The 13,880-nt window shown below is 42.7% G+C and carries 19 protein-coding genes and 1 pseudogene; 12 read left to right on the top strand and 8 right to left on the bottom strand.

The window, feature by feature from the left end:
* Positions 1-89 precede the first annotated feature (89 nt).
* From OH144_RS21635 to OH144_RS10610, 7 genes and pseudogenes are all read right to left on the bottom strand, one after another.
* Positions 90-191 (bottom strand): annotated as a pseudogene (locus OH144_RS21635) (IS5/IS1182 family transposase); the annotation flags it as partial.
* 278 nt (positions 192-469) lie between these two features.
* Positions 470-829 (bottom strand): hypothetical protein, encoded by a 360-nt coding sequence (locus OH144_RS10635; protein WP_266206283.1) that lies wholly within the window; start codon positions 827-829, stop codon positions 470-472.
* A 376-nt stretch (positions 830-1,205) separates the two neighbouring features.
* Entirely contained in the window at positions 1,206-1,508 is a 303-nt protein-coding gene (locus tag OH144_RS10630; RefSeq protein ID WP_266206282.1) for a hypothetical protein, read from the bottom strand.
* Positions 1,509-1,573: 65 nt separating this feature from the next.
* Positions 1,574-2,512, bottom strand: coding sequence for a hypothetical protein (locus OH144_RS10625; protein ID WP_266206281.1), 939 nt, complete (start codon positions 2,510-2,512; stop codon positions 1,574-1,576).
* 3 nt (positions 2,513-2,515) lie between these two features.
* Positions 2,516-3,643 (bottom strand): hypothetical protein, encoded by a 1,128-nt coding sequence (locus OH144_RS10620; RefSeq protein WP_266206280.1) that lies wholly within the window; start codon positions 3,641-3,643, stop codon positions 2,516-2,518.
* A gap of 10 nt (positions 3,644-3,653) precedes the next feature.
* Positions 3,654-4,547, bottom strand: a complete 894-nt coding sequence (locus OH144_RS10615) for a DNA adenine methylase (RefSeq protein WP_266206279.1) — start codon at positions 4,545-4,547, stop codon at positions 3,654-3,656.
* A 185-nt stretch (positions 4,548-4,732) separates the two neighbouring features.
* The gene (locus OH144_RS10610; RefSeq protein WP_266206278.1) at positions 4,733-5,044 is read right to left on the bottom strand and encodes a hypothetical protein; all 312 of its coding nucleotides are present in this window, start codon (positions 5,042-5,044) and stop codon (positions 4,733-4,735) included.
* A 194-nt stretch (positions 5,045-5,238) separates the two neighbouring features.
* Between OH144_RS10610 and OH144_RS10605 the strand changes: the two genes are divergently transcribed.
* The 10 genes from OH144_RS10605 (at position 5,239) to OH144_RS10560 (ending at position 9,275) form a co-directional block, all read left to right on the top strand.
* Complete coding sequence (locus OH144_RS10605; protein WP_266206277.1) at positions 5,239-5,481, top strand: hypothetical protein; 243 nt, start codon at positions 5,239-5,241, stop codon at positions 5,479-5,481.
* A 79-nt stretch (positions 5,482-5,560) separates the two neighbouring features.
* Positions 5,561-5,875, top strand: a complete 315-nt coding sequence (locus tag OH144_RS10600; protein WP_266206276.1) for a hypothetical protein — start codon at positions 5,561-5,563, stop codon at positions 5,873-5,875.
* 12 nt (positions 5,876-5,887) lie between these two features.
* Positions 5,888-6,118: a hypothetical protein gene (locus OH144_RS10595; RefSeq protein WP_266206275.1), complete on the top strand. Its 231-nt coding sequence runs from the start codon at positions 5,888-5,890 to the stop codon at positions 6,116-6,118.
* The gene (locus OH144_RS10590; RefSeq protein ID WP_266206274.1) at positions 6,115-6,342 is read left to right on the top strand and encodes a hypothetical protein; all 228 of its coding nucleotides are present in this window, start codon (positions 6,115-6,117) and stop codon (positions 6,340-6,342) included. The genes OH144_RS10595 and OH144_RS10590 overlap by 4 nt, the downstream gene beginning before the upstream one ends.
* A gap of 95 nt (positions 6,343-6,437) precedes the next feature.
* Positions 6,438-7,733, top strand: coding sequence for a hypothetical protein (locus OH144_RS10585; protein ID WP_266206273.1), 1,296 nt, complete (start codon positions 6,438-6,440; stop codon positions 7,731-7,733).
* Positions 7,734-7,744: 11 nt separating this feature from the next.
* A complete protein-coding gene (locus OH144_RS10580) occupies positions 7,745-8,020 on the top strand; it encodes a hypothetical protein (RefSeq protein ID WP_266206271.1) in 276 nt (91 codons plus the stop codon).
* A gap of 2 nt (positions 8,021-8,022) precedes the next feature.
* Complete coding sequence (locus tag OH144_RS10575) at positions 8,023-8,391, top strand: hypothetical protein (protein ID WP_266206270.1); 369 nt, start codon at positions 8,023-8,025, stop codon at positions 8,389-8,391.
* Complete coding sequence (locus OH144_RS10570) at positions 8,388-8,615, top strand: hypothetical protein (protein ID WP_266206269.1); 228 nt, start codon at positions 8,388-8,390, stop codon at positions 8,613-8,615. Before OH144_RS10575 ends, OH144_RS10570 begins: the two co-directional genes overlap by 4 nt.
* 2 nt (positions 8,616-8,617) lie before the next feature.
* Positions 8,618-9,016 (top strand): hypothetical protein, encoded by a 399-nt coding sequence (locus OH144_RS10565; protein WP_266206268.1) that lies wholly within the window; start codon positions 8,618-8,620, stop codon positions 9,014-9,016.
* A 76-nt stretch (positions 9,017-9,092) separates the two neighbouring features.
* Entirely contained in the window at positions 9,093-9,275 is a 183-nt protein-coding gene (locus OH144_RS10560; protein WP_266206267.1) for a hypothetical protein, read from the top strand.
* 165 nt (positions 9,276-9,440) lie between these two features.
* Here the strand turns inward: OH144_RS10560 and OH144_RS10555 are convergent, their stop codons facing one another.
* Positions 9,441-12,197 carry a class I SAM-dependent DNA methyltransferase gene (locus tag OH144_RS10555; protein WP_266206266.1) on the bottom strand — a complete coding sequence of 919 codons (2,757 nt, stop codon included), beginning with the start codon at positions 12,195-12,197 and terminating at the stop codon, positions 9,441-9,443.
* Between the two features lie 160 nt (positions 12,198-12,357).
* Here OH144_RS10555 and OH144_RS10550 point away from each other — a divergent pair, with 160 nt between their 5' ends.
* Positions 12,358-13,455 carry a hypothetical protein gene (locus OH144_RS10550; RefSeq protein WP_266206265.1) on the top strand — a complete coding sequence of 366 codons (1,098 nt, stop codon included), beginning with the start codon at positions 12,358-12,360 and terminating at the stop codon, positions 13,453-13,455.
* 3 nt (positions 13,456-13,458) lie between these two features.
* A complete protein-coding gene (locus tag OH144_RS10545; RefSeq protein WP_266206264.1) occupies positions 13,459-13,812 on the top strand; it encodes a hypothetical protein in 354 nt (117 codons plus the stop codon).
* Positions 13,813-13,880: the final 68 nt, after the last annotated feature.

The raw sequence follows: 13,880 nt of genomic DNA, 5'->3' as shown, positions 1-13,880 counted from the left end.
TTAATAAAGATTTGTGAAGCCGGAGAACAAGACTTTAAACCAAAGTATGGATCCTGCACGTGGTTAGCTAGGTTGTGTTGACAATTAAGGAGTAATATCATAGCAGCAGCGAAGTTCACAAAAGCCATGAATGAAGCTGCGGTTTTATCATATCGGGTAGCGATACGCCTGTAGTGTTTTATTCTGTTGAAATCTGAAGGTTTTTGACTTCCGCTGACGCAAATTCTGACGCAAGCGCTACTGACGCAGGAAGTGACGCAAGATGATTTTTAACGGATTCGTGCAGCTGATGAACAAGGCGTAGCCGAAGTATAAAAGTTGCACCTTGTTCTCTGATGCTTTTTTTAAATCACACAATACTGTTTCTTCAATCGGTAACTATTGTTCCCGTCTCAAGAAACGCCTTTCTTAACAATGAATCTGGCGGTATCATACTATAAAGATTTCCTGTAGTATCCGCCCAAATTTTCTATACGAGGTTAGGCTTGGGGTCTCCTTTTGGAAGTCGTAACAGATAATTGCCATTTTTGGCATAGCCTACCATAGAAGTGTCTATTACTACTCCATTACCCTTCAGAACTTTCAAATCTACTGTGAAGGTGTCGGTATAGTCTACACAGAATCCATGTAGAACACTCCAAGCTTTGTCTTCGAAGTAGTCTTCATGTAGTAACTTTGAATTAAACCGCACAAGCACCTTCTCGCCTTTATAAAGAGTCCCCGAGAACTGGAAGTTTTCACAGTCTTCTTCTAAATTCCTCTTTGATTCATTGCACCCTAAGCATAGAAGCAAAAAGAGAATCATAAAGTATAAGGGGGCTTTTTTCATTTATATAAGTAACAGAGAACTATCTGCTAAACGGAGGTCTATTCCTGCTATCTGCACTATGTATGGAGTGAGGTTGTCTCATACTATCAAAGATCAATATAGAAAAAAACGTAATAGTAGTAGTGATTTGGAGGGGAGTTCAACTGGAGTGGCGGGTTAAAAAGCGCTTAGATATTAAAGGAAAAACGCTCTTAAATGAGCTGTAGGACTGTTTTGTTTGGAAAGCTTAAGTTAGGTTTTGTACGTCTTGCGTCAGTAGTTTATCAAAAAAAGGCCCTTTACAAGCTGTAAAAGGCCTTTTTAGTAGTCGGAGTGGCGGGATTCGAACGCAAATACCACCAAATTACTCTATGTAAAAATGCCTCAGAAGCGTTAGTTAAATATGCGTTAGGATTAAAATTTCGAGGTTTTCGTGTGCCACTGACGCAAATACTGACGCAAAGTCAAGTGACGCAGAAACTGACGCAAGCTTTTTATGCTTCTCTCCAGTGCACTCTAGAACTCGCATAATATCTTTTAAAATTTGTCTGTTTTCCATCAGTACACGCTTGATCAAAGCGGTTTCACTTCTAAGATATTCTATCTGATCATGGCAAAGCGAACAGCTTATGTTTACTATTTGTTGGTTCTTCTCAACACTCTGGGCAATTAGTTTGATCTCTGTATTGTTAGTCTTCATCTCTAAGAGTTAAGTTGAGTTGGTCTCAACGATGATTAGAGATACTAATGTTTAGACAATTATTGTTAAGTTGTGGGTAAATTTATATGAGTTTGAGCTACCCCTTCACACCAACTTTTAATTTTCTCGAACAATTCTGAATTAATAGTCTCAGGCAAATAATCCATAATTCTAAACCTATCGAAGACTAAGCCCGCATTATATGCTCTCTCGTGCCATATTTCATTAGGAAAATATTGTGCACAGAAAAATAACCTTAAAGGTTTCACTACTGGTTGCCTGGTGAACCAAGTGCCACAAAATGCTTCAGTGTTTAATTCGGAAATACTTGATGCCCAGGAGGTGCCAGTTTTGCATTGTCCAAAACCTATCATTTGAGAAGGCTTCTTGTCAGAGAAACCTTTCCAAACAATAACATCAACATTATCATCCTGCGGTCTGTAATGGCTATTATCATGGATATTGCCTCCCTCACCCATGCGCCTCACAACATTTGCAAGTTTCGAGCGAAAGCCGCCGGCTTGGCTCATGCTAGTCCCTAATAAGTCTACTTCGGCTTTGTTACCAAAATACTCCTTTGCAACTTCTGCAGATAATTCCTCAAAAAGCTTGGTGCCATCATACCCATTGTGAACACTGTCATTAGACATATTCAGCCTGGTACTAAAAAGGAGATATTTATATATCCAGCAAAATACATCATCACTATGGTTGTACTTGATCGAGTACCCCCTAGCAATAGGTTCAAATGGATATTTGTTTCCTGTTTCCCTATCTCTTCGGACGATTTCGCCTAAGATTTCATCTGCTTTATTATTGTATCTATCTGTCTCATCCTCTATGCCACTTACTTCAATTTCATCTGATGTTAGAAGAGGGCCTTTAATAAGATTATACAATGATATTATTCCGGTTTCATTCTCTAATGCTGAGAATTCTGCAAAATCTGCCCACTCTTGAGCAGAACTCTTGAGGGTTGGTACACCAGTAGGAATTTTAAACATAATTTAATCCTCACTAAAGCGTCTTTTTTTCTCTATTCCTTTATTCTGAAGTTGTTCCCACTTTAACTCCATACTTGAGTAGAGCTCATCAGCAAGCTTAGCAACAGAGGCAGACAATCTTAGTAATGATTCATCGGTGCCATTAAAACCTTCGGTTTGAAATGAATGCGACCTTTGCAACGCACGTTTAGCATCTAATAAACTTTGTTCGAAGGTTTTTTCTTTTGGCTGGCTTATCTCATATGCATATACCAAAGACTCGCCTTCTTTTAGCGCGTAAGTAGCCTCTTTGTTTTTAACAACTTCATCAAGATACCTTAGGTCAGGATTTTGTGATTTTATTACCGGCTCAAAGTTTTTGCTCTTACTTCCAAATAACCAGAGTAATAGTAATTCTAATTCTTCTTGTTTATTTGCTGGTACAGGGTTAGCGGTTTCTTCACTAACATCCTTTATTCCTAGAAAATCTTTTACCCCCTCATAATTTAACCCTGTGTACAAGTGTGAAAAATACAGCCTAGGGGCATTAATATCGGTCCTACTAAACTTTCCTAAGGATTCGGCTTGTTCTATTACTTGAAGGCCCTGATAGAGTTTTTGAACAGTCCTATGCGTGTCACCAATTTGAACAGCAATCTGGTTTAGAGGGATTTGATATTCGTTCTTGATTTGGGAGATATACTGTGCTTTAGCATAACTGCCCCACTTAGCTGGGCCGTTAATATGCTTGAAACCAATAAATTTCCAGGCTTCTTTTCTTTCATCAACAAATATTACAGGAATCTGCTCAATTGAAGCTAGAACCTCTTCTGTTGCAAAAAGAATATTCTTGTTGATCCCTATATAATCAGCAAGTGAGGGATTTAATAAGCATTTAATAGCGGCTAAACGCCTGTTCCCTTCTATTACTATATTTCTGCCATTCTCTCTTACTGCTACCAAAGACTCATTAGCAAAAAAGCCACTGGATTTGATAGACATTACTATCTCATCAACACCCATTTCGTGCCACAAAATGCCTATAATCTCTTCTTCAGGAGTTTGTTCTGTAATATTGAACTCGGCAATTCTTGGGTTACTATGATCAAAGTAAAGGGTGCGAGGGTCAATTAGTTCTGGTGTATAATTCATAGATTACTGATCAAAGTAAAGCTAATTCACTCGTTCTATTTTTAATTTTTATTTCCCCTGGGATTTTTAAGTCCTTTGAAAATACGAGAAGTTCACTTCCAAACTTTTTGCTTTGGAGTGTGTAATTCAAGTCAAATGATGACATTCGATACTCCCCGTATAATTCTCTAATTTGGGGAACGTTATCGTAAGAGATTAGCCATTTTATATTATCTAACTTACTTACAGATTTAGATAAAATTTGATGGTCAAAGTGACTATAGTTATTTAGATATAACATTTCACCCTTGTTATAATAGGGTGGGTCTAAATAAATAAATAGATTTTCAGTTTTTTCGTGAACCTTTTTGAGGTTATTAAGAATGTTGACAGCATCTTCATTTGTTAAGATGATGTCATCCCTATGAACATTAATTTTTTCAATTCGCTTAATCAGGTCGGTTTTATTGAATCTCACATCAATTTTGTAGTTGCCATTCTGACTCTGACCACCGATAGGTCCTGCTTTAAATATGATTCCAGACCTATTTGTTCTATTGAGAAAAAAAGTAGAAAAGCCTAACTCTAGGATACTAACAGATCTACCTCTCTTATATATTTCTTTTTGCCTTGCCCACTCTTCGATAGTAACACTAGTATTCTCAATTAAATGAATAAATTCCTCAGCGTTATTTAGCAAAGAATACCAAAATGAATAGATGCTATAATCCGCATCATTAATGTGTATTTTGCTGAAAGTCCTGCTGAATAGAAGATCTAATGCCGCTCCTGCGCCACCAGCATACAACTCGCAATAAACTCCTCCTTCTAACCCATTTTGGTGAGCTAACCCCGAGATAAATCCTGCCAGACAGGATTTGCCACCTGGGTACCTTAACGGGCTATAATTTTTTGTGCCTGCCAATCTTTTGTCTTTTAAAATAATAAAAGCAAATATAGTGAAGCTATATGGACATACGTATCCAGTCAATCAAATACTGCATAGTTCAAATTTGTTTTGTTCCAACTAAGTAGCATTTATCATCTAAAGGTATATTTAGTGGTTTTATTTTTATAATAATTTCTTTTTCTGGAATAGGTCATCCTAAACTACTCCTTCAACAGAATCTTAATCGTCCTTTCCTTCTCATCCACCACTTTCTCCAGCAGTGCATACTTCTCCTGGAGCGCCTCCAGCTTCTGCACACAATCCGCCGCGCTCATGCCCACATTAATGCTCTGGTGGTTCTGGCCTACTTTGGTCGCCTGCTGGATATTGCTGCCGCTGGCGCTTTGCGATAGTTCCGCGTCCTCATCCAGGAAGTAGCTGTAGGGCAATTCTAATATCTGCGCAATCTTCACCAGGTACCGGCTCTCAATTGAATCTCGCTTATAAATTTTATAAAGATTCGCTACGCTCATGTCTGCGTGCGCAGCTACTTGATCAGGGCTGTAGTCTGATTTTTCAATCGCTTTTTTAATTTTCTGGCCTATCATATAAAAATTTTTGTGCCTGACAATCAGTACATTATAATATGTTACAGAAAATATTTACAGTAACATTTGACTATGTTTCTGAACTATCGTACACTTGTACCATAAGACAGCCACAAAGTATGAAAAATGTAGAAGATCTTAAAAAAGAAATGCGTTGGGGAGACCTCGCGCTTATAGCTGATATCAGCGGAGTGAAGAAGAATACCGTGGACGCAATCTTTTTAGGGAAGCGTAACCCCGATACTCCTATGGGCAGGAAGGCAAGGGCCGCTGCCGAGAGGCTTATTGATAGCAGAAAGCTGCTGATGGCCTCCAGTGAGGACACCGAACATGGGGATACGCCTTCTAAGGATGTAGCCTAACCAGAATCATACCAAAAGTTATATATAGTACAAGTATATTTTCATTAATGCCCTACGGGCTCCCAACGTGAATTTGGAGATGAAAGCACTGAGCCAAGACCGAAGAAAGTACCTGATCATTGAAGCGCTGCGCGAATTACCCGTGGAGGTGGACACGCACACGCAGATGGCCCTGCCGATGGAGCTGGGTATATCGCAGGCCACCTTCCGCAAATGGATCAACCTACCCAAAGGCAGCAACACCGACATACCTGGTGTGAAACTGGTGCACATCGCCAAGCGCCTGGGCAAGACCGTGGAGCAGCTCTGCAATGACGTGCCGAACATAAAGCCCTTTATGAAAGTGCTTAAGGATCCGCACGACATTGCCTCAAGATTCAATATGTCACGCTAAACCCAATACAATATGCCTTTAGTCCCCACTATTGCACAAGCAGAAAGCAACCTGCGGCTCTGGAAGAGCATACTGCACTGCTACCAGGTCGAGCGCCACGAAGTAGAAATGCGCCACCAATTAGGTGAGGTCACCGCCCAGGAACTGGAAGAGATTCAAACCAACCTCGACTTCGACATCAGGTGGATCAACCACGAAATCGAAAGCAATCAGATCATCAAACGAACCGTCTCAGCCGCATGACCTCTCACGACAAGAAGAGGGTGCTGGAGTCAGACATCAAAGCCCTCAGAGAAGAATTTCTGGAAACACGCGAAAAGCAGCTCGGAGCCAAATCTATGGAGGAGTGGACTGAGTTGGAGCGCCGTGCAAGCGGTATACTGGTCACTATTTCCAGTAAGCAACAGGCAATTCACCTGCTCTTTCCGGATCACCAGCTGCGGGAGTCACTAGCTACGCTATTTTAAGAATACAGGGTCTGCTACAGGGGCCGGAAACAGCATGGCGGTCGACACACCGCCTTAGCCCTCCGGCCCTGCAACCTACAACTAATGTTTGCAACATGATAGATTACGCAAAAAACATCAATCAGGCCGCAGCACTTGCCGCCTGGTGGAAAATTGCCGACAAGTACAACAAGAGCCTGCCGCTGCACCCAGTGGTGCGCACCTATGCCAACGGTACCCAGAAGACGGTGTTCATCCGGAAGGGCATCATTTCCAAGAGCGTGATCGAGACCGGCGAGAAGCTGATCCTGCAATACATTAAGTCTTTCAACGAGGCCCGTAAGCTGGAGCTGGTGCAGGACGAGGCGCCGAGCCTGGCCACCAACAGCGTGGAGCTTGGCCGCATCCTGCAAACCTCAGATCGCACCGTCAGGTCGCATATCAGCGTGCTGAAGCGTCCGGGAGTGGGTTTTATATCGGAGTACAACTTCCGAGGCACACGCGCCAATTTCGAGCTGTGGATAAACCCCGCGATCCTTTGGCCAGGGCAGACCGAAAATTCAAAAAACACCGCCCAAACCGCCCAAATCCTCCCTCAAAACAAGAATCTTCCGCATATTAAACAACTAGAAACACCAGAGACTAAAGAAAAAGAAATAACGCATGTGGATAAAGGCGGAGTTGCTACGCAACAGAGTGCCTTGCCTGGCGGCGAAGGCGAAGCAGGCTACACCGGCGACACTTTTACCAGCGACACAGGGCTGCTACAGACGCTCAAAACCACTGAGAAGGCACCTGCCAGGCCACTAGCTGCCAAAAGACAGGCTACGGAGGCTGGGAGCGCGGCGCGGACCGAGAAAGACGCACAAATGGCCGTTTTCAAAGCCTATGTCGAGAACTTTTGGGCCATCGCCTCCAAGCTGCTCTATCCAACTGCCGACTGGACGGAGTGGCACCACAAAATGGCCAAAAACGCCATTTTCTACGGAGTTTACCGAGGATTCAAAGCGCAATTGTCAGAAAAGGACTGGGAGCTCTACCACCTCCAGGCTATTGAACGACTCAAGCTGGCCGCCAACTACTACGAAAACCATCCGGGCAAGCACCCACCGCTGCCATACGCCGAATTCAGGCCTGGCACTGGCTACTTTGATCACGAAAACACCCGAGGTTTTGAGGGCACCCACGAGTGGTATACCAAGCAGCAGGTATGGAAACGCCAGCAGAAGGTAAACGATGCGCTCAGACGTGCCGCCAACGAGATCAGGTTGCACAAGCAGGGCAAGCTGCGCGAGGAGCTGCAGCGCAAGACCCCGCTGGAGATGTTCCGCTTCCAGGAAGCCAGGATAAAACGCCTGGGCAAAGCTGCCCTGGATAAATTTTACGCCCAACACGCCATTACTAAATCCTAAATAAAATCCCCATGAGTAACAACAGTACACAAACCCGCAGCAATGCCGGTCAGAATTTCGCCACCCAGGCATTGAGCAAAGCCATCGTCTACTTTATCGACGGCAACTCCAGGAAGTTCTTCTCGAGAGACAAGTCCCGGACGCAGATGGTACCCAACCGAACCCTGGGTGTTAACCGCCTGAAGAAGATGATTGAGAACTGGCACGACAACGTGCAGACGGCCATCATCTACGACAACACCACTGATCAGGAGGTGCTGCGCTACAAAAACGGAAGCTGGAGCTGAGTATGGCACTTATATTCAGGCAACAGATCACGACAAACCGGCTGGAGATCCTGGCGCTCTACAATGCCATCAGTGCGCACATCTTCAAGCCACTCCGGAGCGACAGCAAAGTGAGCTTGGCTGAGTTTCTCTCGGCCGATCCGCTCCGGAGAGTGGCCGGCCGCTTGCACACCAAGTACCTGAAGGAGCAGCACCACAAATCACTTCAGTTCACTTTCAGCTTCGCTCCCCAAGAGCTGCTGGCCATTCACCACTGCATCCGCAATACCAAGCAGGATCACTTTCTGCAGATGATCCTGGGCAAGATCCAGCAGAAAGCCTTGAATTTTGAAGACAATATTGAGTTAAACCTTAAATCCCTAAAACAATGAATGTATCCCCAGCAATTTCATTCCAAGGCACCACCCACAGGCAGGTAGTGTCGATCAACGAGAAGCCAAAAGGAGAAATAACTGCCCTGTATGCAGATGGCACCAATAGGATAGTTGGCTATACGGTTAAGGACTACAGTAAAGACCAAACGGTAAACAGCTCTTGCCAGACTATGAACCAGGCTAAGGCCTTCTCAGAGTACTACTTTGGAAAGGAGGCATAGAGATGATCGCGATAGAAAAACTCACTGACTTCGCCCAGGTGATCACCAAGACAGATGAGGGCCACCAGCTCCTGATCTGCGGCGAAGTATACCAAGCCTGGAATTACGACTCTTACATCTATGACGCAGTCAGCCTCGCCAAAAGGTGGTACCCGCACCAGATCACTTTTGAAAGGATAGTCCATCTGCGGCACTGGATCAGAGAGAACATTCAGCATGGGCATAATAGCCCCACAGCAATGCTCTTTTCCATGCGTTCGGTTAAGTACTGGATCGATGAGTTAATTGAAATGGAGTATGGCCATGACAGCTACTGGGATGAACAAAAGCAGCTGGCCTGGGATGAGAATGAGAAGATTTTCTCTCGCTCCAACAATAAGCCGAAAGGATGTCAGTCATGATGTGGTTCGTGTTCATTCCCTTCTTGTGTTTCCTGCTTATGATGGCGGTGACTTTTAAGGAAAGTGAGGTGCAGCAATGACGGATTGGCAAAAATACAATCAACTAAAGCAGGCGGTTAAAGAAATGAGAGCAGCCCAGCTTGCCTACTTCACCCAGGGCCGCACCATCGAGCAGCTCAAGCTCTCCAAAGCCAAAGAGGCAACCGTCGACCGGTTGATCAGCGACGAGCATAAGAATCAAATGAGTTTTTGGCGGTAATCTTTTACAAAACACGAAGGAGAGGCTTTGTCTGTTAAGACAGTAGCCTCTCCTTCTAAAATCGCTGCAGCTACCCTCGTCGAAATGATTAGTCTCACTCGGACCACAACGGTTTCATTTCAAATATACTGATCTGCTCTCCTTTTTTCAAGTTAGGCTACCGCACTATACATCAGCTGGAGCCTTCTTGGCTTTGCTCTTCTTAGGCTTTTCTTTGGCAAACAAGCCAGCCGTATACTTCTCATACAACTCAAATAGGAACTCCATGCGCTTGGCTTCTGATACAAATGGCTGTGGCCGGTAGCATAGATCCACAGCGCGATCTAGATCCTGGTGGGCCTTCACTAGCTGCGGTGGCATGGTTAATGGATCATATAAATCCGCCAGTGAACTGTCTGGAAATAACTCCCGAGCATCTAATATCTTTTGGGCTGCAACTTCAACGGCTTTAATGTTTTTATCACTTGGGTTTTCTGGCCAAGGGAAGTTGTTGTAAACAGTTAATACAGAGTATTGATAATCAGATTTTAGTCTGCCGGTGGTCAATCTCATCCAATCCATGTGCATCTTCGAGGTTAAAACGCCAAAGTGAAATAATGTAGCATTAGGCATTATTCTTAGCTTATCACTACACACGACCCGAGGTTTCAGAAATCCAATAGGGATGTAAAGCCTTCTTTCAGATGATACTTGAGGAATTACTAAGAAATTTGTAGAAGGCATGTTTTCTGTATGAAATCTAGTGGGTGTAACCGCCAGTTTAATTGTCGGAAGACTAGAGCTCTTTAACCTAAATTGTTTTACTGCCTCAACTCGCTTTAAAACTTCTTGCATACTCTTCAGCTCACTGGGGCTAATATCCTTAAGGTGTAAAATCCAGCGACTTTTGTTATTAATGAATTCAAAAGCGCCTAAAAATGGTAAAATGTATTTTTCAGCATTGGGTTCATTTTTTAAGAAATCAACTTTCTCTTCATCGGTTAAAATATAATTACCGCCATCTACTGGTTTATTCCCAGTTGCAATTTCAGGAACATTACATAAAGGTTTACTTCTGTTTCCGATTGTTATGTCAGAGCCTTCAACTAAGTATGGGCTTATATTTTTCACTTTTAACTCATGAAAATCAGAGTTGTTCTGTCTAATAAAAAGCCTCTTCTCAGGTATATCACAATTAGCATAGCCGACTATTACAACGTGGACAGCAGCTTTGCCTTTAGCTTCACTTTCCCATGGAAAAGTACTGAACGCAAAGTGAATTTTAATCCCTTGTGAGAACATATAGTTCCATAGCGGCGCAACTTGTTCACCTTGGCAAATCGAGTTAGTAGAAACAAAACCAACCTTGATTTGAGTATTGTTTATATACCTAGCTGATTTAATAAACCATCCGGCAACGTAGTCTAATAGACCACCATTATCTACATTCCTATTAACTGACTTAAGATCCTCTCTCTGATCAGAATTTTGAAACTTTGCTCCTACAAAAGGAGGGTTGCCTAATATATGGGTTAATTGATCCTTTGGTACAACACTTTCCCATTCCAGCTGCAGAGCATTACCATGAACAATATTAGCAGACTTCTTTAATGGCAATCGCACAAAGTATTGACCAAACTCCTGACTGATCAGCATGTTCATCTGGTGGTCAATTAACCACATGGCCACTTCGGCAATACGAGCGGGGAACTCCTCGTACTCGATGCCATACATCATATCAACGTCAAGCCAGATGATCTCACGCACATCAAGAAAGCCCTGGCCAGTCTTGTTCATGGCTCGGAGGATCTCTATCTCCAGCAGGCGCAGTTCGCGGTAAGTTATCACCAGGAAGTTACCGCAACCACAAGCAGGGTCCAGGAACTTAAGCGTGCTGAGTTTTTTATGGAAGTCCTGCAGCTTGTTCTTGTTGTGCTTTACGGCTTCAAATTCTTCCCATAAAGCATCCAGGAACAAAGGTTTAATCACTTTCAGGATATTCTTTTCAGAGGTATAATGTGCACCAAGGTTGCGACGTTCTTTCGGGTTCATCACACTCTGAAACATAGATCCGAAAATAGCTGGGGAAATACGGCCCCAGTCCAATCCGCAACAGTCCAGTAGTATCTGGCGCATCTGGCTATCGAAAGCAGCTGGCGGCAGGAATTCTTCGAAGAGCTTACCGTTTACATAAGGAAAAGCATTGAGTTGCTCATCCAGGCTTTTTAGACGCTTCTCCCGTGGTGTGTTGAGCACATAGAAGAGTTCAGTTATGCGGGCACCAAGATCGCTGCCGTCCTCACTCGTGCGCTGATCAACGAAGTCCCGGAAGATATCCTTGTCAAAAATGGTAGTGTCGTCGGCAAACAAACAGAAAAGTAGTCGCACCAGGTATACCTCCAGTGCATGGCCTTCGTATCCCACCTCCTTGAGTTTATCATGCAACCTGCCCATTAGCTCAGCTGCCTGAATGTTCACAGGATCCTGCTCCTTGTAGCTGCGCTGCTGGTAACCGGCGATGAAACCAAAGTGCTGCACATGCTTCACAAAGTCTTTGAGTTGGAAGGAAACAGTGGTGCCCTCTACCAGATCATGGAGGCGGAAGTGATCAAAGTCAGAAACCAGGATGTAGGAGGGAAGCTCGTGTTGCTCCAGGCCATGCAGGTAATCCTTGGCCTGAGTAAATGCTTTGTCTAGGTTTTTGCCTTTGCTCTTCATTTCGATGAGCAGTGTTCCTTTCCAAAGCAGATCGATATAGCCGTCCTTCTCGTCCAGCTTCTTTACCCGGTGCTCAAAGGTGCTCACCTTCTTGTGGCTAATGCCAAACACGTTAAAAAACTCAACCAGAAAGGGTTTAGCATCAGCCTCTTCCTTTTCAGTTTTTTCCCATTCCTTGGCGAATCGTGCCGCCCTATCCTTAATCTCGTTCCAACTTAAAGCCATAGTCTGTTTGTTTTCCGGCTTTAAGATAGAAATTATTTAAAGGAAATATATTACTTAATATATTGATACATGTAAATTGATTATGGGAAGATAATTTTAAAGTAACATCAACTAGTCTTTGATTTACCGTTCAATCAAAACATAAAAGCTATATCGCACTATGAAACTACCACATGGTTTTCCACAAGACCAAATAGGTGAACTTCAAGAAATGATGAGGTATCCTGAGGGGTCATTCGTCAATCAAATTTTTCTAGGAGTTTTCAGTTTTGGAGATAACTCTGCTTTCAGGATTATAGAAGTACCTACAGGGAAAATAGTCCTGATTCTAGAAAAAGACATAAATGATAATTTAGTATTCTATCATTCGTCGCCTGGTACAGGAACAAGACGAGCTTTCATAGATTTAAAAAAATTTAAGTTGGATAGACTCTTAACAATTATTATGATTTGGTCACCGGATCAAATCAAACTAGTTGTTGGTAATCAGGGATTGAATAATCAAGAGGTATCACTAGGATCCCCGTCAACTGTTAAATTTGGTATTGCTGAAGATGGTGAAATTATTCAAATGGGTGATGAAGGTATTCAAACAATCTCTGTAGAAATTTATTCTAATGGGAAACAATTATTTAAGAATTCAGCAGTAGAGACTTGGGATAGTGTTGTAGAAGCTGCTGAGTTATTGCTTAATAACAACCCTAATACAAGAGATTACTCATACGAAGCTGTAATTGTCAATATGATTTTAGTGATACTAGTCACTGGATTTGAAAGCTATTGTAAACACAGATTTTTAGAACTAGAAGAAGAGGGGATTCAAGTTAATTTTGAATCATTAGCTAATGCATTTCTAGATAGAAGTGAAAAAGAAGTCAACGAAATACAAGCGATATTAAATGCAGCTCAATTAGAAGGAATTACTCCGACTCAGAAGTTGATTAAGCAGGGAAGAATAAATTTTCAAAACTTTGATGTAGCTAAAAAGGCTTTCAAAAAGGGCTTTGATATCAGTTTTCATAATGACTTAGGGATGTCTAAAGAATCACTTGATGAAATAAAATCCATTATTAGGATTAGGCACCGAATTGTACATGTTTCTTTGATGATGTCAATATTGAACCCTTTAGAAAAAGGGAGGCCTATATTCCCTAAATATGAATATGCTAGAAGGGCTGTAAAAACGTTTAATTCTTTCATCAAAGCAATTCACCATCAGACACTTTACATATATAGAAAGCAAGGCTTTAATACCTAAAGTATGTATTATATTGAGCTGAATGAATTGATTGGTGGTGCAACGCTGTTCATGCTTGGCTGCCCCTCTAACCAATCAGCCTACAAAGTCAAGCGTTGGCTACAGGAAACAAGACCCTACGCGCTCATATTATTTGCTGACAAATACCAGCGCATCAAAGAGTACGAAGCTGCCCGCTGGGTGCGCAAGTATAGCGACTATTCCTTTCACAATTACCTCTCAGAAGGTTACCAGCAACAGCCACTTCCCACGGCTATAAAATCCTTGGAATCAGCACTCCAACGCTTTGAGTTAGAGCACAAATTCCACCCTTCCGAGATCGTGTTGGTGCGTGCAAAGAAGTTTGTAAACGCTTGAAAAAGAGTGTTTTAATAACTTGATAGTGAGTCTTAATTGGTCGTACTTAGACTCAACAATACAACGCT

The sequence above is a fragment of the Pontibacter kalidii genome, assembly GCF_026278245.1.
Lineage (GTDB): Bacteria > Bacteroidota > Bacteroidia > Cytophagales > Hymenobacteraceae > Pontibacter > Pontibacter kalidii.
The sequence above is the reverse complement of the archived record's forward strand: the minus strand, read 5'-3'. Positions and strand labels throughout refer to the sequence as shown.